A 21,738-nucleotide genomic window follows, 5' to 3' on the forward strand; every position below is an offset into this window, starting at 1 on the left:
TTGTGGAGGAGACTAGGATGAAAGAATTATTAAGCTTACTCAAAGAAGGTAATAAATCAGCTTTAACAGCTGCACTTGTTAATACAATTGTGTCTATTATAAAAGGTGTCACTTATTTTTTTACAGGAAATATTGCGATGTTTGCAGAAACCTTACATAGTCTTGGCGATGCAGCGAATCAGTTTTTCGTTTTTATTGGTTCTGCCTTAAGTAAAAAACGACCGACAAAACGATTTCCAAATGGTTTTGGACGAATGGTTAATTTAGTATTACTTGGCGCAGTAATAGTTGTAGGAATTATGGCATTTGAAACCATTCGAGAAGGTTTTGCACATATTATCCATCCAACTAGTTCTACCGGTTTTATTATTAACCTTGTAGTACTTTTACTTTGTACGGTATTGGAATTCTCTGTTCTAGTGAAGGCAATGCATGAGATTGCTCATGATGTTGGTCTAGAATCAAAAGGATTTACATTATTTAAAGATAGTATTCGTAATCTTGGTAAGGCAAAAGCAGCAACAAAACTTGTGTTTTTAGAAGACTCTGTTGCAACTGGTGGTGGACTTTTAGCGGTAATTGCGGTCATTATTTCTCACTATACCCCTTTTCACCAAGCGGAAGGTATTGCTTCAATGTTAATTGGTGTCATGATGTTTATCGTTGTTGGTAAAGTATTTTTAGATAATGCGGCTGGAGTTATTGGTGAATCTGATCAAAGCATGCATTTAACTGTAGGACAATTGGTGATGAGTGATCCTGATGTGCGAGATATTCAAGTACTTACGGTATTAAAAGAAGGCGATGTTTTTCATGTTGATGTGGAAGTTGAATTAGATCCGTCCCTTACTCTAGCAGAAGTCGATGATATTAAAGACCGTCTAGAAGAAAATATTGGACAATTGCGCGGAGTTGCTGATGTACTGATTTCTTTTGATGAAGATGATGCGATTCGTAATTGGGAATACGGCGACGGACGATAGAATATGAAAAGCCAAGTGCGCGAAATGCGACACTTGGCTTTTTTTAGTCTTCTGGATTAATGATTGCAAGTACTTGATGATCTTCCCAAGTTCCATTTATACGCACATTTTGAATCGCGAGCCCTTCTAAATGAAAACCAGCTTTCAAAAGAACTTGTTTGGATCGTTCGTTTCGTGGCATAACACCTGCTTCGATACGGTGAAGTCCAAGGATATCAAATCCAAAATCTACTATTAATTGCACAGCCTCAGTTGCATAACCATTTCCATTGTGAGCTTTATCCAAAAAATAACCAACAAACGCTGATTGCAATGATTCACGTAAAATACTAAATAAATTAATCGTTCCAATCAGTTCCTCTGTATCTTTCAAGAAAATCCCATAATAATATTCTACATCATTCGCAGCAAAATCTTCTAAACGTAAAATAAGCGTTTGTTGTTCTTCTATCGTGTAAAAACGTGCTTCTCGCTCCATAGAGTATCCTTCAAAAAAAGCTTTATTCGCGATATGAAAAGCTAGTTTTTGATTCGCATCTGCTATTTGAAAAGGTCTTAAGTAAATCCGTTTTCCCGTAATCTGCATCCCTATCCCTCCCCTATTTTTCTAAATTATAAGATTGTTCTAACATGATTGCAAGTATCACTATAAAGCATATTTTCCTGTTTTTCTTATTTTATTAAAAAATAAATCTTCTATTACGAATACAAGTGTGTTATTATGTTGTTGTTAGTCGTTTTTATATTATTTTTCTAAAAAATGGAGGTTTTACAATGAATGTTTATGCGGACAAAGAAGACGCAACTCTCCTTCTCGATGGTTTACTTCAAAATGTAGCAATAATGCGTTTTGATATTAATAAAAAAGTAACTTACGTGAATGCACTTTTTGCGGAAGCTATGGGATATACGGAAGAAGAAATGTTGGAATTATCTCATCCGGATTTATGCTTTCCTGATTTTGTTCAAACAGCAACTTACAAAGAAATGTGGACCAATCTACTTGCTGGTCAAAAATTTCAAAATAAAATTGAACGAAAAAATGCTCGCGGTGAACGAGTTTGGTTTGAAGCAACTTATATACCCATTTTTCTTGAAAATACAGTTATAGGTGTGGCAAAAATCGCCACTGATATCACACGAAGAGAAGAAACTGTGCATGATTTTGCTTCTGGTTTAAAAAATATGGCAACGAATTTAAAAGAACATTCTAGTGTTGGAAAAACGCGTAGTGAAGCTCTCCTTAATCTCGTGAAATCAATCACGAAAGAATCAAACGAAAATACAGTTACACTGCATGATTTACAAACAGAAGCACAAAATATTCACGGAATTATTAATACAATTAATGGTATTGCTTCTCAAACAAATTTACTTGCACTGAATGCAGCGATTGAAGCCGCACGTGCTGGCGATGCTGGGCGTGGATTTAGTGTTGTAGCTGAAGAAGTGCGCAAACTTTCGAGTCGTGTGGAAGAAGCTATTAAAGAAGTGGAAAAAAGTGTCAATGGTATCACACAAGAAATTAATACGATTTCAAGTGGTACAGAACGTGTCGAAGCAAAAGTCGAGGAAAGCCAAGAAGTCCTTATTTTATCTTTAGAAGATTTTAATCAAATTGAATCTGCCTCTACTGCCTTGGATCAAAATGCCGGTGCTTTCACAAAAATGATTTAACCGACTGAAAAAAGGAGCGAAGAAGTCTTGAAACTAATTGGAAAACATCCTTCTGGTCGTGCCATTATTATTCGTTTGAACAACCAAGAGTACCACTATGAAACCTCAAATAGTTTTGGAAGTGCGACTTCATTAAACCGAGCGAAAACCGAAGCTAGAGCCGATAGTTTTACAACTAGTGAGATGAATCAGGGTTTACATATTGGCAATTGGCACTGGAAAGAACTTGGATGAAAAAGACCCCACCTGTTGTTAGGTGGGATCTTTTTTTTATACATTCAAATCTTGTTCGAACTGATTTTTAAAGTATGTCGTTCCTTCAAACACGGTAATAAATGGAAAACCGCTCATGTTGTATTGGAGTAGCAACTTGTTATCACGTCGGCGAACCATTATGGAAGAGTGGACTTTATGACCAATCGCCATACCAGCTTGCATCCCCCTGCAGAAAACCCAGTGTGTTGCTTCGATTGGATTAGCCATTTTTTCTGCAAGATCGCTTTGCATTAGCTACTTTATTGTATCAATTACTTCAAATTCATTTTCAATATAACCTTACCAAATAGTTCGTTAGTACTTATTCTCAAATTCTTTCGTTTCAACAAATAGTTTTTTCATAGTAGTTCCTGCTGTATTTGCTATCCATGATAACTTTTTAAGCGCTCTTCTAATGTCCCAGCGTGTAATTCAAATAGATGATTATCATAATCATAAAAATAAATGGAACGTCCCTCACCTGTTACTCTAGAGCGTTCTGGTTTTATTTCCACATCCAGTGATTTAATTCGTTCAGTATATTCATCCATTTCCTCCGCATGAATTCGGAAAGCAATATGATTGTAAGTGCGCTCTTGTAACGATTCGCCTTCCATAATGCAAATCCACAGTCCAGCTATGAGGAAAAACTTTTCTTTGGAAAGCGAAAATGTTTTGTCGCCACTAGAATAGATTTCTTCTGCATCAAAAATTTCTTGCAAGAATGTGGTTGTTTTATTCAAATCTCTCACAATTAAAGTTATATGGCTTAATCCTGAAATCATGCAATCACCAGTCCTTTAGTTATCTTTTAATTGCAAAAGCACTACCGTTTCGACATGTGCTGTTTGCGGGAACATATACTTCTTCGGCTTGAATTTCAAATGCTATATATAGGCTCTCTCTTGTGAAAAATCGCCTTCCATAATACATATCCATAGCCCTGCAATCAGAAAATTTTTTCTATAAAAAGCGAAAAAGCGTTACCTCCACTAAAGTAGATTTAAGCTGCTTTAATAATTTCTTTTGGAAAGTTCTTATTTTCAATTAAATTATAAAGCAAATTTATCAAGTAAAGTTTTAGCATAATCAACCGTTCCTTCTAAGCGTTCTCCTGAGGTTGGATTGGTCATTATTCGTTTGATTTCGGGCGCTAATATGACTATATTTTCTTTGTCAAAGTTTGCCATTAGAAGCAATATTTCATTTTTCCATATATCATCAGAAGAATGAAAAATCTCTAAAATATGGTCTATCAACTCAAACTGAAATCGAGGCAAAACTGGAAATAATGCCTGTGCTACTGGCCAATTTGGGTCTTTTAACCATCCTAATAAAGTTCCAAGAATAGGAATTACCTCTATTTTGTCTATTGTATTTAACTCATCAATATGACTATCATCAAACTTATCTTTTGGAATTAAATCTTCTATTCCCATAAAATGTGCCTCCCCAAAACAACTAATATGAGTATAACAGAAACAGCTTAATAAATCAGACAGAACATAATTTAGAAGTAAAATTTTATAAAACAACCATGCATCCTTTATCTACAAAAGAATGCATGGCTGTTCTTCTATTTAATTCTTTAATTGCAAAAGCACTACCGTTTCGACATGTGCTGTTTGCGGGAACATATCGACTGGTTGCATATAACGAATGCGGTATTTCTTCGCAAGTAAAGCCAAGTCGCGTGCTAATGTGGATGGGTTACAAGATACGTAAACAAGTTGTTTTGCTTCTACTTCTAAGAGTGACTTAATTAAACCTTGGTCACAGCCACTTCTTGGAGGGTCAACGATTACTGCATCTGGGCGGAAACCGTCATTTACCCATTTAGGCAAAACATCTTCTGCTTTACCTACTTCATAATAAACGTTTTCAATTCCATTTTTCTCGGCGTTTCGTTTGGCATCTTCAATTGACTCTGGAATAATATCCATGCCGCGAACTTCTTTTACTTTGCCGGCGAATGCTTGGCCGATTGTACCAACCCCACAATAAGCATCTACTAGAGTTTCGCTCCCAGTAAGTACGAGTGCTTTTTCCACTTCTTGGTAGAGTCGCTCTGTTTGGAACGGGTTTAATTGGAAAAAGGCACGAGCTGATAAATCGAATTCGAGTTCCATTAATTTTTCTTCAATGCTTTCTTTTCCAGCTAATAGGAACGTTTCGTCACCAAAAATAAGTGAGGATTTTGCTTGGTTGACGTTTTGCATAATCGAAGTCACTTCTGGAAGAGCTGCTTCAATTTCTGCGAGCATTTCTCGTTTTTTAGGTAACTTTTTACTATTTGTAATGAAAACGAGTTGGGTTTCGCCAGTTTTTACACCGGTGCGAACAACGATCGTGCGTACGATTCCGCTACCAGCTTTTTCATCATAAATTGGAACGCCGTATTTTTCGAGTAAATCACGTACAAAATTGGTTACTTTGATGGTGACTGGTTGTTGGACGATGCAGTCTTCAATCGGAACAAGTTGGTGAGAATTGGCGCCGAAAAGCCCTGTTTCGACTTGACCACTGCCTACTAGTCTTGTTTGGAATTGACTTTTATTACGATAACGCCACGGGTCTTCCATACCGATTGTTGGGCGAATTTTTAATTTAGCTGGATCAATTTTTGTATGTTTTTCGATTGATTGAATAACAATATCTCTTTTTAACTCAAGTTGTGCGCTATAAGCCACATGTTGCAACTGGCAACCGCCACATGCCTCGTACACTGGGCAAGGTGCGGTAACTCGGTTGGGAGATTTTTTACGAATTTTATTTAATTTTGCTTCGGTGAATCGGTCACGAACTTTGACTGCTTCTACAACTACCTCTTCTCCGGTAATTGCACCGGGTACAAATACAACTGCTTTTTTAAAATAGCCAATTCCTTCTCCGTTGATTCCCATGCGCCGAATGGTCAGTGGGAACTTTTGGCCTTCTTCTACTGGATTTTGATTCATTATTTTCCTCCATCATTCCAAGTCTTCATTAATACTAACAAAAAAATAGTCACTTGTCAGCAGTTTATGGCATGATTTCAAGACTTTCATCGACAATAATGCTTTTTTTGACAGAACGAACCATCGAACAGTATTTTGGGGTTAATTTTAGTGCCTTTTCAAGTGGATGAGGATCTAAGTGAGAACCTGTAATTTTAAAGTGAAGATGTATCGCACTGATTCGATTTTCTTCTTCTGGAATACGTTCCATAGTCGCGTCTACCCATAAATCAGTAAAATCAACTCGCTTTTTTCTTAAAATATTACGGAAAACAATCGCGCTACAACTAGCAATCGACATCAACATCAAATCAGCTGGTGTATGAGCAGTCATTTTGTCATCAATTAATAAATCTCCTGTGTCAAATCCATTTTCGGTATAAACTAGCTTTAATGGTTTTGTCATCGTTATCCCTCATTTCTTCTCTTTTATCGTACAAAAAATCTCCTTATTAAGCAAATTAGTAGTATAATGAACAAATAGTCGACCAAAAAGGAGGCTGCTCGAGTTATGGAAGGAGTAGGAAATAAAGTGATTGTTTTAGCAGGAATGATTGGCGCTGGAAAAAGTAGTTATACAGAGCTAATTGCAAATGAACTTGGAACAAAAGCATTTTATGAAAGCATTAAGGATAATCGGATCTTAGAAATGTTTTATGATGACCCAAAAAGATGGGCTTTTGCCTTACAAATATATTTTTTAAATACTCGTTTTCGTAGTATCAAAGCCGCGTTAACGGATCAAAATAATGTGCTAGATCGGAGCATTTATGAAGACGCCCTTTTTACACAAATTAATTTTGAAGAAGGTAATATTTCTGAACCTGAGATGGATACATATCTTGATTTACTCGACAATATGATGGAAGAACTTGCTTATATGCCAAAAAAAGCACCGGATTTGTTAATTTATTTACGTGGGAGTTTGGACACGGTTTTAAGTAGAATTTCTCTTCGGGGACGTCCTTACGAACAAATTGGTGCTAATCCTGGTTTACTTGAATATTATAAACATCTCCATAGTCGTTATGATAGCTGGTTTGCATCTTATGATAAGAGTGAAACACTTGTAATTAATATTGACGAAATTGATATTAATAAACCAAATGACGCAGATTATGTCATGCAACTTATTCATGAAAAATTAAAACGCTAAAACAGCACGTACTGTTTTAGCGTTTTTTTAATTTATTTCGCCTAATTCTTTCTTCTTTTTACGAATAGCAAGGGTTGCATTTAGCTCTCCGCCAATCATTAAAATAATACCTGTCAGATAAAACCATAACATTAAAATAATTATCACACCGATACTACCATATGTTGCTGAGTAATTACCAAAATTATTCACATAATAGGCAAAACCAACCGAAGCTACAGTCCAGCCTATTGTCGAAAACAGCGCTCCTGGAAGAACACTAATTAATGTACTGCGTCTATTTGGTGCCACCCAATATAAAAAGGTAAAGACAACAAAAATCACAATAAGTGTAACAGTCCAACGAAGATTATTCCAAAAGCTAAGAAAGTCTTCTGAGAAGTGCAAATGGTTAATTAAAAACATCCCAATTTGTTGTCCAAATACAAGTAATAGTAAAGTGGCTCCAACTGTTGCAAGCATGGACATAGTGAAAAACATTGATAATAAACGTTGTACAACGTAATTTCTCTTATTCGTTACGCCATATGCTTTGTTGAGTGATTTCATAACGGCATTCATTCCATTGGAAGCCGACCATAAAGTCGCGATAATCCCGATAGAAAGTAATCCACCATTTTTTTGCGTCAGTAAAGTATTTAAATTTTCTTCTAGAAAGTCCATAATCTGATCTGGCGCAAACTCTTTTATCATATTGAAAACTGAATCTTTATCAATGTGAAGATAAGCAAGTAAAGTTGCTGCGATTAAAAGCATCGGAAAAATGGAAAACAACATATAATATGCTAACTGTGCAGCATTACCAGATACATCATTTCGTCCAACCCTTGCACTTACTGCTTGTCCTACCTGGACTATCCCATTATTTTTAATAGATTTAATTATTTTCACCCACACGTATAAGGCCCCCCTTTTCTAGTCATTCATCTGGAAGTTTTTCTTCTGTTATGGTAAAATTTTGTCTATTAGCTTGAAAGGAGCAAAAAGATGAATCTTGAAACCCCTTCACAGGAAAACGTGAATTTTATGTTAACAGAAATTACCACTAAATTAAAGATGGTGAATGTTGGTGTTTTTGAAAATCTTGAGCTTGACTCTGTTGATTATAACGCACTTATTGATATTTATCAGCTAATTAAACGCAAATCAAATTTTAGTCCCCGCGAAATGCAATTATTTGCAGAAGAGTTACGCAGAATTAGAAAATAAAGCAAATTCCGGCCACTTTTTAGTGGTTTTTTGTTTGGAAATAATTAGTCCCAAAATCAACTAAGTCACGCATATCATAAATCTTTGTCGGTGCACCAATAATTGTCGTCGGATGGAAGTCGCGCGCTTTCTCATATGTACGGCCAAGCTCAATAAAAAGCTCACTATTATAGTCGATTTCAGCATACTTCCTCCAGACTATCTCGCCCTGTTTCCGAAATGCAGCTTGGTTTTCTATGAGCGGGAATACATTCGAACGTTCTTCTGCTAAATGGAGAGATGTGTTATTATCATTATCAATTCCAAACAAAATAATCTTGGCTGAAAGTTCATATAATTTCCCTAGGGGTGATTCGTCACCTAAACTTTTCGCAAGTGGCTGATTCGCAATTATTTCCTCTTTTTGTCTTCCCCATGCACAAAATGAATGATACGGATGAAAACTGCGTACTACATCAGGCATAGTCCGAAAGGTTTCAGCTATCACTCCCATTCCTCGTGTTGGTGTGACATTTGGATCAAAAGGTGGAGTTTCTGCTCGAATCGTTTTCCACCAACTTTCCGGCACTGGAGGATTTTCCCATTTGGCAGGATCACTTAATTGACCTGTTTGCGCAGGCATGACAATGTTTCCATCAGTACCCACAGCTTCTTGAAGCGCGTATATTATTGCCACAGGTCCACCACATATCCAATACGCTTTTGACATGGAAGCATGAAAAATAATCGTATCTCCTTCTCTAATACCCGCTTTTCTCAAATCAGACACGATTTTTTGTTTTGTTGCTGGTTTTTTTGTTCGCCAGATAGCCATTTTTTCTCCCAATTTTTCTGTCACCACCTTAATAAATAAAGCCAGATGCCTAGAAAAAAACGTCAAAGTAAAAACAAATGTAACGAATACACGTGTATTTACTCGAATTCTGTTCTAATAACATCTGGCTAAATAGTTCAATTAATCATTTTCGCCTTGATAAGTTAAAATTTCTGGACCATCTTGTGTAATGGCAAAAGTGTGTTCATATTGTGCAGATAAAGAACCATCAACTGTTCTCGCAGTCCAACCATTATCATCCATTTTTGCTTTCCAAGCGCCCATATTTACCATTGGCTCTACTGTAATAACCATGCCTTCTTTTAAGCGTGGACCTTTGCCAGCTTGACCAAAATGAGGAATATCTGGTTTTTCGTGTAAAGTTGGTCCGACACCATGACCGATAAACTCACGTACAACTGCAAGATTCTCAGATTCTACATAAGTTTGAATCGCATGACCAATATCGCCTATTCGAGCGCCAACTTTGGCTTGTTCAATTCCTAAATAAAGTGCTTTATGGGTAACGTCCATTAGATGCTTCACATCGTCTGGTACTTCTCCTACTGCATAAGTCCAAGCAGAATCAGCAAGTGCGCCGTGATAATTCACGACCATATCCACTGTGATAATGTCGCCTTCGTTAAGCTTTTGTTTGCGCGGGAAGCCATGACAAATTTCGTCATTGATACTTGCACAAATAGCATATTCGTAACCTTCAAACCCTTTTTGTTCTGGAGTTGCACCATTTTTACGTAAGAATTCTTCTGTAAATACTTCTAAATCCCAGCTAGTAATACCTGGTTTAATGATTTTTTTTAGTTCTTTATGCGTATCGGCAAGGATTTTCCCTGCTGCTTTCATCTCATCGATTTCGCGTCTTGATTTAAGTGTAATCATTTTCATTATTCCCTCCTAAAATTTCCGCTATTTACTATTATAGCTCGAAAACCGCTAGAAATAAAGTAATCTGGAAAAAAGGTTGCAGTTTTTCTGAAGACATTTATAATAGTAAGTATCAGTAAAAAAATGGTGAACAGGTTTGTGCCATTTTAAACAATAAAAAATTCAGAAAATGGTGATGCAAAATGACAAAAGTGATGATCGTCTATGCCAGCATGACTGGTAATACACAAGAAATTGCCGATATTTTAGGTGAAGAATTAGAAAAATATGATATTGAAGTAGAAATTGAAGAATGTATTTCCGTTGATCCTGAAGATTTACTCGAATATGATGGCGCATTAATTGGCGGCTATACCTATGATGATGGACAACTTCCTGATGAGTTCGTTGATTTTTATGAAGATATGGCAGATGTTGATTTTAGCGGCAAAATTTGCGCTTCTTTCGGTTCTGGCGATACTTTTTATGATGAATATTGTTTAACAGTAGATTTAATTGAAACTCGTCTAAAAGAACAAGGTGCGACTGTTCCTGTTGCCGGGCTAAAAGTCGATCTTGATCCAGATGAAGAAGACGTGGTTCGCGCTGAAAGCTACGCAAAAACATTTGTTGATGTATTAAAAGGTTAATTCGAAAGCAAGCATCCGTTTTGGGAGCTTGCTTTTTTTATTTCATTAAAAATAGCGAAAACAGTCGCCTAGTGGTTGCTTTACCTCATTAATTAAGATACAATTCTCATATTGAATAAAAAGATTGGAGTGATTAATTATGACAGTATTTAGTGAAAAGTTAGAAAAGTATGCAGAATTGATTGTAAAAGTTGGGGTAAATGTCCAACCTGAGCAGAAAGTGGTAATTATGGCTCCAGTTGACGCAGCTCCACTCGTTCGTCTTATTTCTAAGTACGCTTTTGAAGTTGGCGCAGAAGATGTCATTATGGATTGGCGCGATGAAGAATTAGGCGCTTTACGTTATAAGAATGCTCCATTACGCGTTTTCGAAAGTGCTCCAGTTCACCGTGTTGCAGAAAAAACAGAACTTGCCAAAGAAGGCGCTTGTTTTATCTCCATTACATCAGAAGACCCCGATTTACTAAACGGTGTGGATAGCAACAAAATTGCAACATTCCAAAAAACAATGGGTGGCGCAATGAGTGAATTCCGCGAATTAATGCAAGCAAACGTGGTAAGCTGGACAGTTGTTGCAGCTGCTTCACAAGGTTGGGCAGCAAAAGTATTCCCAGATTTAACTCCAGTAGAACAAATGGAAACACTTTGGGAAGCTATTTTCGAAACAACACGTATTAATACGGAAAATCCAGTAGAAACTTGGAAAAACCACGATCAGACTCTTGCTGCAAAAGCAGATAGTTTAAATGAAAAACAATTTACTTCTTTACATTATACGGCTCCTGGAACAGACCTTACAATTGGTCTTCCAAAAAATCATCTTTGGGTTGGCGCTGGTAGTAAGAATAAAAAAGGGCATGAATTTATGGCCAATATGCCGACAGAAGAAGTATTCTGTTGTGCGGATAAACTAAAAGTGGAAGGGTATGTTTCTAGTACAAAACCACTTAGTTATGCAGGAAATATTATCGATGACTTCAAAATCACTTTCGAAAAAGGTCGAATTGTAGGTGTAGAAGCAGCATCAGGCGAAGAAATTCTTAAAGATTTAATCGCAACAGATGAAGGTTCTCACTATTTAGGAGAAGTAGCTCTAGTTCCAGATCCTTCCCCTATTTCTCAATCCGGCATTTTATTCTACAACACACTATTTGATGAAAATGCCTCTAACCACTTAGCAATCGGTAGTGCATATGCATTTAATGTTAAAGGTGGCGAAGAAATGTCTCGTGAAGAATTAGAAGCAGCTGGTGTTAACAATAGTTTAACGCATGTTGACTTTATGATTGGTTCTTCTGAAATGGACATTGATGGTGTAACCGAATCTGGTGAAGTTGTTCCTGTTTTCCGTAAAGGCGACTGGGCGTTCTAAACTTTTTTAAACTTATGCCTTTTTGCGTAAAACCCTTGTAGCTTATTGCTTTCAAGGGTTTTCGTTTGTTATTTTTTATAAAAGAGAGTGAGGTGCATTAGATGAAATTTAGTACATGGGACATCAATTTAAAAGTGAGGCTTTTTGGGGAAGCACTGCTCGATATTTCTTTTTGGATGGTCTTCCCCTTTCTCACTATTTACTTTTCGGAAAGTATTGGGCGTGAACTTACAAGTATCTTGCTAATTATTTCGCAAATTTTGGCGGTTTTTACAGCATTACTTGGCGGCTATTTTGCAGATAATTTTGGTAGAAAACGGATGATGAGTATTTCTGTTATTGGGGAAGGTTTTGGTTTTCTAGTTTTTGCAATAGGTGCACTTCATGTTGTAAACTCCCCTTATTTAAGTTTTGCTGGTTTTGCAATTGCGAGTGTCTTTATGGCTTTTTATCAGCCAGCGAGTCAAGCGATGATTGCCGATGTGGTTCCACTTGAACACCGGACACATATTTACTCGGTTTTTTATATGATGATTAATATTGCGGTAGTTATTGGACCGATTCTTGGTTCGGTGTTATTTTATAATTTTACAACAGAAACATTACTTGCGATTGTTTGCGCAGATTTATTACTACTCTTTTTACTTCAAAAATTCGGTCATGAAACGGCGCCACTTTTGACTAATCCAGCTCTTAAAAAAGAAGCTGTACGGAAAAGCATTGGTACAGTGTTAATAGAGCAATTAAAAAATTATAAGATTATTTTTAAAGATAAGATTTTCTTCTTATACATTATTGCTGGGATTATTATTTCTCAGTCGTTTATGCAACTGGATTTGTTATTCCCGCTTTATATTAAAGAAGTAATTGGTGCATCTGACTTGTTCTCTTTTCATTTTACTGGTGAACAGTTGTTTGGCGTTATTGTCTCTATCAACGGCTTCTTTGTTGCAGCGCTTACGGTTGTTGTTACTCGCTGGATGAGCCATTTTAGAGAAAAATTCGTCTTTATGAATTCTTCTTTCCTTTATGCGATTGCGATATTCATTTTCGGTATTTCGACTGGTCCATGGGTAGCCATTTTTGCGATTATCCTTTTTAGTTTTGCGGAACTAATGACGGTTGGTTTACAACAAAATTTCGTTTCTCAATTAGCTCCTGAAGATAAGCGCGCGATGTATTTCTCTGCTGCTGGTCTTCGTTACACGCTTGGTAAAGTAATTGCGCCTCTTGCCATTACACTTGCGGCATTAATCGGCTATACAAGCACTTTTGTCATTATTGGCATTTTAGCACTTATTAGTGGGCTCATTTACTACTACATGTATGCAGAATTTGAAAAACAACGTCAAGCTTAAGAAAAACGGCTATCTATTTTGATAGTCGTTTTTTGGTTTGATTACGATTTTTACGATTTATTTACGAAATGCTGAAAACACCTGTTATATCATCGTTTTAAATTACCTTTTCATGTCATCCATGTTTAAATAATGCTTATAAGGTGAAAAAAGTCTATACTGTTAGTTGTACACCTAGAATTTACTCGCTATTTTTAATAGAAAGTTAGGTGTAAGGATGTTTGGAACAACAACTATTGGAATTGATTTAGGTACTGCGAATATTTTAGTTTACAGTAAAGAAAAAGGAATTATTTTGAATGAACCTTCTGTGGTCGCTCTAAATACGAGTGATGGAACGGTGCTCGCGATTGGCCATGAAGCAAAAGAGATGATTGGTAAAACGCCAACTTCTATTTCAGCTATAAGACCAATGAAAGATGGAGTAATTGCTGATTTTGATTTGACTAGTGGATTATTGCGTGAAATTATGCGTAGAATCTCAACTAATGGGATTAGAAAACCGAATGTGGTTGTTTGTACCCCTACTGGCGCAACCTCTGTGGAACGTCGAGCTATTTCTGATGCTGTAAAATCGACTGGTGCTCGTTCGGTGGTTCTCATTGAAGAGCCTGTTGCTGCTGCTATTGGTGCAGATTTGCCTGTTGCAGAACCCGTAGCAAATGTCATTGTTGATATTGGCGGAGGTACGAGTGAAATTGCGATTATTTCGTATGGTGGCGTTGTTTCTAGTACTTCAGTTAGAACTGGCGGCGACCACATGGATGAAGAAATTATTCAATACATCCGCAAGAATTACAACCTTTTAATTGGCCAAACCACGGCTGAACGCATTAAAAAGGAATTAGGATTTGCTCCGATTGAACATGTCGTTCAAACCGCTGAAATTCGCGGTCGTGATTTACTCACTGGTTTACCAAAAACTGTTCAAGTGAGTTCTACAGAAATTCAAAGCGCTCTTTCAGAAACATTACAACGAATTCTTGAAGCCATTCGAAACACACTTGAAATGTGCCCTCCAGAGTTAAGTGGCGATATTGTTGATCGTGGCATTATTTTAAGTGGTGGTGGTTCTCTTCTTCAAGGATTCCGTGACTGGCTTGTGCAAGAAATTGATGTTCCTGTACATATGGCTCCAAGTCCTCTTGAATCCGTGGCAATCGGCACAGGTAAGTCCCTTGTTTTTGCAGATAAATTGTCCAAAATTTAATAAATAAATAAGCAGTTGGCAGGCTGAAACGCGGCGCCAACTGCTTATTTAGCTTGCTGAAAACACTTATTTCTGGTAAAATTACATCTGTTGTCTGTACAAAAACTTCATATAAGTCCCCTTAGTAAAATGGATATTACGAGACCCTCCTAAGGTTTAAGTGCAGGTTCGATTCCTGCAGGGGACATTAGAAAACTTGCTCCGGAATTTTTCGTTTATGAAAATTCTGGTTTTTTTGTGTTCTAGTATCACTTTTTTCTAGGAAAAGAAGTGAATTTATAGATATTTATGGTTGGCTTATCACTTGATTAAGCATTTAAATTAGCCGCTTAAACATAAAAATCTAAGTCTTTTTTCTTTGCTGAGAACTTTAAAGTATATTCTATATCGTCGGAAAAGGGTCTTGCAGCAATTTTGACGTTAGTGAAGTCACATGTATTATTCCTTAATGCTGATTTAATCGCCTTTATCCCTTTAGCTTCATCAACTACTACACAAAATATGTTTAAGGCAAATTGTTTTTGAGGATTTGAGGTTTTCCCCATATCATAGCCATCAACATGACCTAACCCTTTCCATCCTAAATCAGAATTTAATATTTTTGTTACCCTGTCTTTAAGCCATACATCTCGTTTAGTTCCTTTTAAACTTTTCATTGGATATTGAATGAGTATCCAGAATTTTTCTTCTGAAATTTGAATAAAACCTTGAGAGTGAAAGCGTTGAACAAATTCTGCTTGGAAACTAGCTTCATCTTTATAACTTTTTAAATAGTTTTCTATTTTTTCAGTTTGTCCTATGTGACCTATTTTACCATAATGAATAATAGCCTGTTCCCCATCTATCCAATATTCTGCATAGTATGTGTCTTTCTGTTCTTTTTTATATAATTTTAACATTTTCTATTATTACCTCCTGGTGTCCCGATATAATTAAGAGTAGTAAATTTGTGTTCTTCCTTATATAAACATTATCTTAGTTAATAATCAAACTATAAATGATATGTAAAAACACCTGCAATCAACATTTATACAATGGATTGCAGGTGTTTTTTAATTATTTTTTACTTCTCAACCAATCTAAAATGTTGCCATGGAAGAATGGTGTCTAGTAAGTAGCGCTCTTCTGGAATGATTCTAGCAACAATATTTGTGTTGCCGGAGTTTTCCATTTCTTGCAGGGCTACTTGCATTTCGCCTTTGTAGCGTTCGTAACCGTTGTTATCAATAGTCACATCGCCTTTTGAAATGGTATCCGTATCATGTGGTTCGAAATCGTACTGTTTAAAGTTGACGCGCGTCATTGTGGAACGTAGAACATACTCGGAAGCATCGCCACGATTGAAATGTTTTTGTGTTAAAACAATTTCTTTTTCTACATCTGTTGCACCGTCTAAAAATTCCACAGCTAATTGTAATTCATTACGATTTAATTCGCTTAAAGCACGTAACTCATCTTCTGAAGCAAACATGTTTCCTACGATGACATCATCGATTAAGCCGGTATTCCATAAATCTTTTGCTTGAACTGTAATGTCCATACCACGATGTTCTTCCATCGTTGGAAGTCCACCATCGACAACAAACCATGGGCCATATTCGCCACTATTAGAAGAGACAAAAGCCGCTGTACGAAGATTTAAATCTTTGAATTGTTTACTTGTACGTAAGAAATGTTCTCTGGATAAACCAGTGTATTTTCTCGGGTAGAAGTTATGGCAACCAATAATATTCCCTACATTTGCTTGATAAGAAAGAATATTTTCCACGTAACGTGTTCCATTACTAATATTTAGTTCGATTTTTAAATCTGTATCATCAAAAGACATCGCAGCCTCTTCTGAACCAGAAAAACCTAAATCAAGACGTAGACCTGCTAAACCAAGCTCTTTGAAACGGTCTAATTCTTTATAAGTAATATTTAATGATTCAAAAACAGTAGGATCGACATCCGCAATAACATCAAATCCCAACTCTTTTGCACGTTTGCAAATTGTTTCTAATTTAGCAAATTCTGCTTCATCATTAGCTGAAATTAAGCAAGTGAAAATACGGCTAAAACCATATTTAGCTGCTGTTTCAATATATTCTAATGATGCTTCAAGTGATACATGTTGTGGAAAGACGGATATACCCAATTTTCTCATTTAAATCATCCTTTCAAAAGCTTATTTGGAGCGATATAAATCAACAATTTCTTTTGCTAAATCTTTAAAAGTAATAGCATTCATTAAGTGATCTTGTGCGTGAACGAGTAGTAAAGATACTTCTGCTTTTTCTCCGCGCGCTTCTCCTTGAATTAAAGAAGTTTGTGAATGATGTGCTTCAAGTAATGCTGCTTCTGCATTTTTAATTTGCTCATCGGCAACGTCAAAATCCCCTTTTTTTGCCGCTTCGATAGCTAACATTGCGTCGCTTTTAGCGTTTCCCCCGTGTACGATTAATTGCATAATTGTTTGTTCTAATTCCATTGTTTTTACACATCCTTTTCATTTATCGAACTTGTTTCTATTGCTTCTTCAAGCAGTATCGAACTCGAGGTTATTTATCAATCATTGCTAGTGCCTCATTTAGCACCTTTTCGCCGTCCATCGTTCCATAGTCAATCCCGTTAATAATCGAAACTGGAATACCAAGTGGATCAAGCACACGCTTCAAGTTTTTTTCTAAAAAACGAACCTGCGGCGCAAGTAATACTACGTCAACATTATCTTTGTGCTTATCAAAATCAGCTTCCGCAACGGCTATAACTGTTGCCTCTATTTGTTTATTTTCGATAGCTTCTGTCATTTTTTTCACGAGAAGACTTGTGGACATACCGGCCGAACAAACTAACATGATGTTTTTCATAAAATTTTCCTCCTAGTTTGAAAAGCTGCACGACTATATAATATGCAAGATATGTGCCAACTTTTCTTTTTATAAGTTGCTTTTAGTCCTACTTTGTACTTACACAAGTAAAAAAACCAAGTGTGTAAAACAATACACACTTGGCAGGATATTTTCTAATCTACTTCTACCTGGTTAGAGAGCATCATCTGCGTTAAGTATGCGATTTCTGATTGTGGGATGACGATGTCGTATTCAATTTCTACATTTTGCATCATTTGTTGAGTGATTTGCATTTCAACCATATGATTTTTTGCAAATTCGTTTAAGTCTGGAAACTCTCTATCAACAGCACCCAGTTTAACACGTTCAATAAGGAATGCTAAGTGAAGAATCATACCAATATCTACACCTGATTCGAGAATAACATTTAATTGTAATTGTAATTCGGAAATTACTTTTCTTAAGAAATAAACAAGTTCTTCGGCTGAACTTACAGCTTGTAAATTACCTTCTAAGGAAGCAATTAATTTCTCATATGGCACTTCATCATTTAAAATTCGAGAAACGATTCCTACTCCACCTTCAGATAGAACCTCTAATGCACTAAAGAACGGAATATCTCGGTATTCAAAAGCAACTGAACCCATAATTGCTAAAATATTATATTCTTCCATTAGCTGATCAATTCGTTCTCGAAAAGCTTCTTTATGCAGAAATTGCAAAACGATTATTTCGATTTTTGTTTCATCAATGATTGGCGATACGACCTTGCGGAGCTGTTCTGCCACACCTTCTCCTGTAAAACAAGTGAAGATAACCGCATTTTTCACTGGTTTCGCTCGTAAAACATGTGCTTTATATTTATTTTCAAATAATTGCTCACAACTTTGATAAATATCTTCTAAACCGCGACCTAAAGATGCTTTGCGCATTGCTTCAAGCACAACTGGTGTACTTACCATTGTTACAGTTTTCGTACGAATGCCTAGTTCTTCTGTTAGCATATTTCCAAAAGAAGTAAGCGATCCCATGTCAGAAAGTAATAATACACCTTTGACAGGATTTAATTTGATTACGGTTTGTTTTAGTTTTTCATACATCGCTTTTACTTCAACAGAAAGTGGCATATCAAGCGCTATCCCACTTTCGATGCTAAGTAATTCTTGCACCGTTTCTACCATACTTGTTGCTGTGGATCGCCCGTGCATCATCACAATAACTTCCACTTGATTTTCTTGAGAAAGCGCAGTATCAACGACTTCTTCGGTCAAAAACATCGTTAAAAACCCAATTTCATCAAACGGAATTTCAATGCTTAATTCTTGCTCAATGAGCGCTGATAAATCAATTGCAACTTGGAATTCTTTTGGATATTTTTTGCGAATATTATTTAAATCTGGGTGTATAATATGTTTTTGTTCGCGAACTCGTTCAATGGTACTTTGTAAATGTAATGAGAACGCAAATTTCATTTTTTCATTATATTTACGGTTTAATTTTTCTTCTGCCATGGCGTATACTTTTCCAGTTAATTCCCAAACAGCTGGCGCGATAATTTCTTTGGCTGTTTGATGTGTAGGTAATTGGACCATATAGTCATGGAAATATTGATCTACGTCAACATAAAGTGCTTCCTCTAGCTCGCTTTGGTCTTTTCCTTCTTTCATTAACTGATCAGCTTTTTCTTGAATAGCATGATAAACATCGTGCACATCTTCGGCATCTATTTCAATTGTTGCATCACTTGTATCTACGAATTTAAATATTGTTTTATTCACATCAATTAAACGGTTTAACTTTTCTGGTTCATCTTTTAAGTGTAGTAAACCTTTTTGAACATGAATAGGCAAATCATCTTGTTCAATTAAAATATAATTAGCTGTTTTCGTTTTATAATGTAAAAAAGCTTTAGCACACGCAAGTTTTAAATCTCTTTGTAGTTGGCCTACATTGGCGCTAGCATGATAAAGTAAAAACGCAATGAGGGCTTTTCTGTGTACCCGAATGGATTGGTGAAGTCTGATTGCTTCTTGATTTAAGAAAAACTCTACTAATTGATAGCGTTCTTCCAAGTTTCGGTCTGCGAGCGCTGGCAAAGTGATTGTCATTGGAATTCGTCTTGTGAAAGTCTCTAGTAGAAAGTTGTCGGGTGATTCCGTTGTAGCTCCAATGATTTGCACTTGCGCATGATGAACGTTAGCGCTTTCTCCAAGTGGCCGAAATTCGCCTTTATCGATAAATGTAAAGAGCATTTCTTGACCTTCTGGTGGTAAACGATGAATTTCATCTAAAAACAAAATCCCGCCATCTGCTTTTTTTAGTAAACCTTCACGTGTTTCTTCTGCTCCGGTATATGCTCCTTTAATAACACCAAAAATATGACCAAATAAAAGCTGTGGATTTTGAGCGTAATCAGCACAGTTGAAAGAGATAAAGGGCGCGTCAGCTGGAATAGTTTCCGATTCTTTAGCGAATTGATACATACATTCCGCAAAAAGAGATTTCCCAGTACCAGTACGTCCAAGGATTAAGCTATGAAGACCGTTTGGAGGGTATAAAATGGCTGCTTTGGCTTGTTGGATGCTCACTTTTAAACTATCTTCAGACCCAATTAATCTACCAAAAGCTGAATTTTGGAAGACGCTAGTTTCTGTTGTTTTTGAGACAGTTTGTAACGCTTGATAAAAGACAGGTTTCCCTGGAAGCTTATCAATTCTTTTTTCTTTAAAAAGATCATTTAGATAACGACTAGCGTTTGCTCGGTCCATTTGAAGCAATTCTGCGACATCTGCAGCAGATACTTTTTCTTCTTTTCTATTTAGAAGTTGGAGGACTTCTTCTTTTCTACTAGACATCTACTCTACTCCTTTTTAAAACTCTATGTTTCCATTATACCTTTTTAAATAGCATACTCGCAACGATAAAAATTTAGTGAAAAAAAAGTGCGAATGCTTTCCAATCTATTAAGAGAGAAAAGCATTCAGCACATCTTATGATTTTTTAAAATTGTTTGGTTTCTTATTGAATTTACTTGATTTGTTATTGTGTTTTGGTTTAGCGGAACTAGTAGGCTTTTCTTTACGCCCTCCTGCTACATCGCCTGGTTTTGCTTTTCGGAAAGGTTTTTTCATATCGTCTTTTTTGCCTTTTTGAACTTGCTTAGGTGGTCTGGTTGCTTTTTTAGCAATTTTATTTTCCGGAACAGCTCCATCAAGCAGTTTCCCTTGGTAAAAGCGGACTTGTTTTCCTTTTAAATGATGGATTGTTAAATATTGTTTTAGCGTCCGTATTTCACGTGGATTGGCAAAGGTAATAACCGTGCCAGATTTACCCATTCGTCCCGTACGTCCAGAACGATGTGTATACTCTTTTTCGCTTGCAGCTAAGTCATAATGAATAACATATGGTAAATCTTCTATATCTAGTCCACGAGCTGCAACATCTGTCACGATTAAATAAGTTAAAGTACCTTTTTTAAAGTCATCTAAATATTTTTTGCGTTTTTCTTTGCGGATTTCACCGTGAATTCCAGCTGCTTTTACTTTATCATAATGCAGTTTTTCTAATAAAATTTCCATTCGTGGTTTGTCTTTCACAAAAACTAAGCCACGCATGTCCTTGATATGAGAAATTCGACGTAAAAGAGTAGCTTTATCACGTGATTCTACATCCATATATAAATGTTCTACATTCGTTAATTCTTCCGGTTTTGCTATCACTTCAAGCGTTACCGGCGTTTTTTCTGTTTGTTTGAAAAACGTCTCTGGGTTTTCTAGTTTTGTTGCAGATACAAGGGTGAGTTGGCGATCACGCACCGCACTTTCAACGATTTCAAGTGTGCTTTTAAAGTTTTCTTGACGAAGTAGTTGGTCACATTCGTCTAATGTAATCATTTTGATTTCGTGCATTTTGATTTTCTTTTGTTTGATTAGTTCTAACGCACGCCCTGGAGAAGCTACGATAATTTGTGGTTTTTTCTTTAATTTTTCGATTTGTCGTTTGACATTGGCACCACCGATTAAAGATATGACCGTTAAGTCATCACTCGGTAACCATGAACGAATTACCTCCGTGATTTGCATAACTAATTCATGTGATGGCGCTAAAACAAGCCATTGTGTCTTAGGTATTGCTTCTATTTTTTCAAGGGTTGGCAGTGCATAGGCTACCGTTTTTCCCGTTCCAGTTGGTGATACTGCGAGTACATCCGCGCCGTCTTTGATAGGTTGATACATCGCGCGCTGAATTTCCGTTGGCGTTTCATAACCATGTTCTTGCCATTTTTCCGCCCAAAAATTAGGGATATTTGATTCTGTCATGACCCGACTCCTTTATTAGTTCT

General features: G+C 36.4%; 23 protein-coding genes, 1 tRNA gene and 2 pseudogenes. 10 read left to right on the forward strand and 16 right to left on the reverse strand.

All coding sequences use genetic code 11. The features are described 5' to 3' along the window. The first annotated feature begins 17 nt into the window (after nucleotides 1–17). The gene (locus LWE_RS08750; protein WP_011702495.1) at nucleotides 18–983 is read left to right on the forward strand and encodes a cation diffusion facilitator family transporter; all 966 of its coding nucleotides are present in this window, start codon (nucleotides 18–20) and stop codon (nucleotides 981–983) included. 43 nt (nucleotides 984–1,026) lie between these two features. Here the strand turns inward: LWE_RS08750 and LWE_RS08755 are convergent, their stop codons facing one another. After that, nucleotides 1,027–1,569: a GNAT family N-acetyltransferase gene (locus LWE_RS08755; RefSeq protein WP_011702496.1), complete on the reverse strand. Its 543-nt coding sequence runs from the start codon at nucleotides 1,567–1,569 to the stop codon at nucleotides 1,027–1,029. Nucleotides 1,570–1,757: 188 nt separating this feature from the next. Here LWE_RS08755 and LWE_RS08760 point away from each other — a divergent pair, with 188 nt between their 5' ends. Both LWE_RS08760 and LWE_RS08765 read left to right on the forward strand, forming a co-directional pair. Further along, nucleotides 1,758–2,660, forward strand: a complete 903-nt coding sequence (locus tag LWE_RS08760; protein ID WP_011702497.1) for a methyl-accepting chemotaxis protein — start codon at nucleotides 1,758–1,760, stop codon at nucleotides 2,658–2,660. 27 nt (nucleotides 2,661–2,687) lie between these two features. Continuing rightward, nucleotides 2,688–2,894 (forward strand): hypothetical protein, encoded by a 207-nt coding sequence (locus LWE_RS08765; protein ID WP_011702498.1) that lies wholly within the window; start codon nucleotides 2,688–2,690, stop codon nucleotides 2,892–2,894. A 36-nt stretch (nucleotides 2,895–2,930) separates the two neighbouring features. Here the strand turns inward: LWE_RS08765 and LWE_RS08770 are convergent. The 6 genes and pseudogenes from LWE_RS08770 to LWE_RS08790 form a co-directional block, all read right to left on the reverse strand. Then, nucleotides 2,931–3,224 (reverse strand): annotated as a pseudogene (locus LWE_RS08770) (hypothetical protein). A 74-nt stretch (nucleotides 3,225–3,298) separates the two neighbouring features. Next, nucleotides 3,299–3,700, reverse strand: coding sequence for a fosfomycin resistance hydrolase FosX (gene fosX, locus LWE_RS08775; protein WP_011702500.1), 402 nt, complete (start codon nucleotides 3,698–3,700; stop codon nucleotides 3,299–3,301). 76 nt (nucleotides 3,701–3,776) lie between these two features. Next, nucleotides 3,777–3,918 (reverse strand): annotated as a pseudogene (locus tag LWE_RS14905) (VOC family protein); the annotation flags it as partial. 49 nt (nucleotides 3,919–3,967) lie between these two features. After that, complete coding sequence (locus LWE_RS08780) at nucleotides 3,968–4,354, reverse strand: DUF5071 domain-containing protein (RefSeq protein ID WP_011702502.1); 387 nt, start codon at nucleotides 4,352–4,354, stop codon at nucleotides 3,968–3,970. Nucleotides 4,355–4,495: 141 nt separating this feature from the next. Then, nucleotides 4,496–5,872, reverse strand: coding sequence for a 23S rRNA (uracil(1939)-C(5))-methyltransferase RlmD (rlmD, locus tag LWE_RS08785; protein ID WP_011702503.1), 1,377 nt, complete (start codon nucleotides 5,870–5,872; stop codon nucleotides 4,496–4,498). Between the two features lie 64 nt (nucleotides 5,873–5,936). Beyond that, the gene (locus LWE_RS08790) at nucleotides 5,937–6,317 is read right to left on the reverse strand and encodes an OsmC family protein (protein WP_011702504.1); all 381 of its coding nucleotides are present in this window, start codon (nucleotides 6,315–6,317) and stop codon (nucleotides 5,937–5,939) included. 105 nt (nucleotides 6,318–6,422) lie between these two features. On the opposite strand from LWE_RS08790, the gene LWE_RS08795 reads away from it, so the two are divergent. Next, entirely contained in the window at nucleotides 6,423–7,067 is a 645-nt protein-coding gene (locus LWE_RS08795; protein WP_011702505.1) for a deoxynucleoside kinase, read from the forward strand. Between the two features lie 27 nt (nucleotides 7,068–7,094). Here LWE_RS08795 and LWE_RS08800 read toward each other — a convergent pair whose 3' ends face one another. Then, a complete protein-coding gene (locus LWE_RS08800) occupies nucleotides 7,095–7,964 on the reverse strand; it encodes a YihY/virulence factor BrkB family protein (RefSeq protein WP_011702506.1) in 870 nt (289 codons plus the stop codon). A gap of 90 nt (nucleotides 7,965–8,054) precedes the next feature. On the opposite strand from LWE_RS08800, the gene LWE_RS08805 reads away from it, so the two are divergent. Further along, a complete protein-coding gene (locus LWE_RS08805; RefSeq protein ID WP_011702507.1) occupies nucleotides 8,055–8,276 on the forward strand; it encodes a DUF1128 domain-containing protein in 222 nt (73 codons plus the stop codon). Between the two features lie 19 nt (nucleotides 8,277–8,295). Here the strand turns inward: LWE_RS08805 and LWE_RS08810 are convergent, their stop codons facing one another. Together LWE_RS08810 and map are read right to left on the reverse strand one after the other, a co-directional pair. After that, nucleotides 8,296–9,102 (reverse strand): AAC(3) family N-acetyltransferase, encoded by an 807-nt coding sequence (locus LWE_RS08810; protein ID WP_041176358.1) that lies wholly within the window; start codon nucleotides 9,100–9,102, stop codon nucleotides 8,296–8,298. Nucleotides 9,103–9,231: 129 nt separating this feature from the next. Next, nucleotides 9,232–9,990 (reverse strand): type I methionyl aminopeptidase, encoded by a 759-nt coding sequence (gene map, locus LWE_RS08815; protein ID WP_011702509.1) that lies wholly within the window; start codon nucleotides 9,988–9,990, stop codon nucleotides 9,232–9,234. Between the two features lie 188 nt (nucleotides 9,991–10,178). Between map and LWE_RS08820 the strand changes: the two genes are divergently transcribed. The 5 genes from LWE_RS08820 (at nucleotide 10,179) to LWE_RS08840 (ending at nucleotide 14,752) form a co-directional block, all read left to right on the forward strand. Beyond that, the gene (locus LWE_RS08820; protein ID WP_011702510.1) at nucleotides 10,179–10,625 is read left to right on the forward strand and encodes a flavodoxin; all 447 of its coding nucleotides are present in this window, start codon (nucleotides 10,179–10,181) and stop codon (nucleotides 10,623–10,625) included. Between the two features lie 139 nt (nucleotides 10,626–10,764). After that, nucleotides 10,765–11,997, forward strand: a complete 1,233-nt coding sequence (locus LWE_RS08825; protein ID WP_011702511.1) for an aminopeptidase — start codon at nucleotides 10,765–10,767, stop codon at nucleotides 11,995–11,997. A 101-nt stretch (nucleotides 11,998–12,098) separates the two neighbouring features. Continuing rightward, on the forward strand, nucleotides 12,099–13,355 hold the full coding sequence (locus LWE_RS08830) for an MDR family MFS transporter (RefSeq protein ID WP_011702512.1): 1,257 nt from the start codon (nucleotides 12,099–12,101) through the stop codon (nucleotides 13,353–13,355). A gap of 217 nt (nucleotides 13,356–13,572) precedes the next feature. Further along, the gene (gene mreBH / locus LWE_RS08835) at nucleotides 13,573–14,565 is read left to right on the forward strand and encodes a rod-share determining protein MreBH (RefSeq protein WP_011702513.1); all 993 of its coding nucleotides are present in this window, start codon (nucleotides 13,573–13,575) and stop codon (nucleotides 14,563–14,565) included. Nucleotides 14,566–14,680: 115 nt separating this feature from the next. Continuing rightward, nucleotides 14,681–14,752: transfer RNA gene (locus tag LWE_RS08840), tRNA-Arg, on the forward strand. Between the two features lie 142 nt (nucleotides 14,753–14,894). Here LWE_RS08840 and LWE_RS14710 read toward each other — a convergent pair. From LWE_RS14710 to LWE_RS08870, 6 genes are all read right to left on the reverse strand, one after another. Then, nucleotides 14,895–15,464, reverse strand: a complete 570-nt coding sequence (locus LWE_RS14710) for a hypothetical protein (RefSeq protein WP_011702514.1) — start codon at nucleotides 15,462–15,464, stop codon at nucleotides 14,895–14,897. 164 nt (nucleotides 15,465–15,628) lie between these two features. Beyond that, nucleotides 15,629–16,711 carry a DUF871 domain-containing protein gene (locus tag LWE_RS08850; protein ID WP_011702515.1) on the reverse strand — a complete coding sequence of 361 codons (1,083 nt, stop codon included), beginning with the start codon at nucleotides 16,709–16,711 and terminating at the stop codon, nucleotides 15,629–15,631. Nucleotides 16,712–16,732: 21 nt separating this feature from the next. Next, nucleotides 16,733–17,035 carry a PTS lactose/cellobiose transporter subunit IIA gene (locus LWE_RS08855; protein WP_003722196.1) on the reverse strand — a complete coding sequence of 101 codons (303 nt, stop codon included), beginning with the start codon at nucleotides 17,033–17,035 and terminating at the stop codon, nucleotides 16,733–16,735. Between the two features lie 70 nt (nucleotides 17,036–17,105). Beyond that, nucleotides 17,106–17,414 (reverse strand): PTS sugar transporter subunit IIB, encoded by a 309-nt coding sequence (locus tag LWE_RS08860; protein WP_011702516.1) that lies wholly within the window; start codon nucleotides 17,412–17,414, stop codon nucleotides 17,106–17,108. A 155-nt stretch (nucleotides 17,415–17,569) separates the two neighbouring features. After that, nucleotides 17,570–20,251: a sigma 54-interacting transcriptional regulator gene (locus LWE_RS08865; protein WP_011702517.1), complete on the reverse strand. Its 2,682-nt coding sequence runs from the start codon at nucleotides 20,249–20,251 to the stop codon at nucleotides 17,570–17,572. A 135-nt stretch (nucleotides 20,252–20,386) separates the two neighbouring features. Then, nucleotides 20,387–21,715, reverse strand: coding sequence for a DEAD/DEAH box helicase (locus tag LWE_RS08870; RefSeq protein WP_011702518.1), 1,329 nt, complete (start codon nucleotides 21,713–21,715; stop codon nucleotides 20,387–20,389). Nucleotides 21,716–21,738: the final 23 nt, after the last annotated feature.

Origin of the sequence: Listeria welshimeri serovar 6b str. SLCC5334 (assembly GCF_000060285.1) — a bacterium.
Classification (GTDB): Bacteria; Bacillota; Bacilli; order Lactobacillales; family Listeriaceae; genus Listeria; species Listeria welshimeri.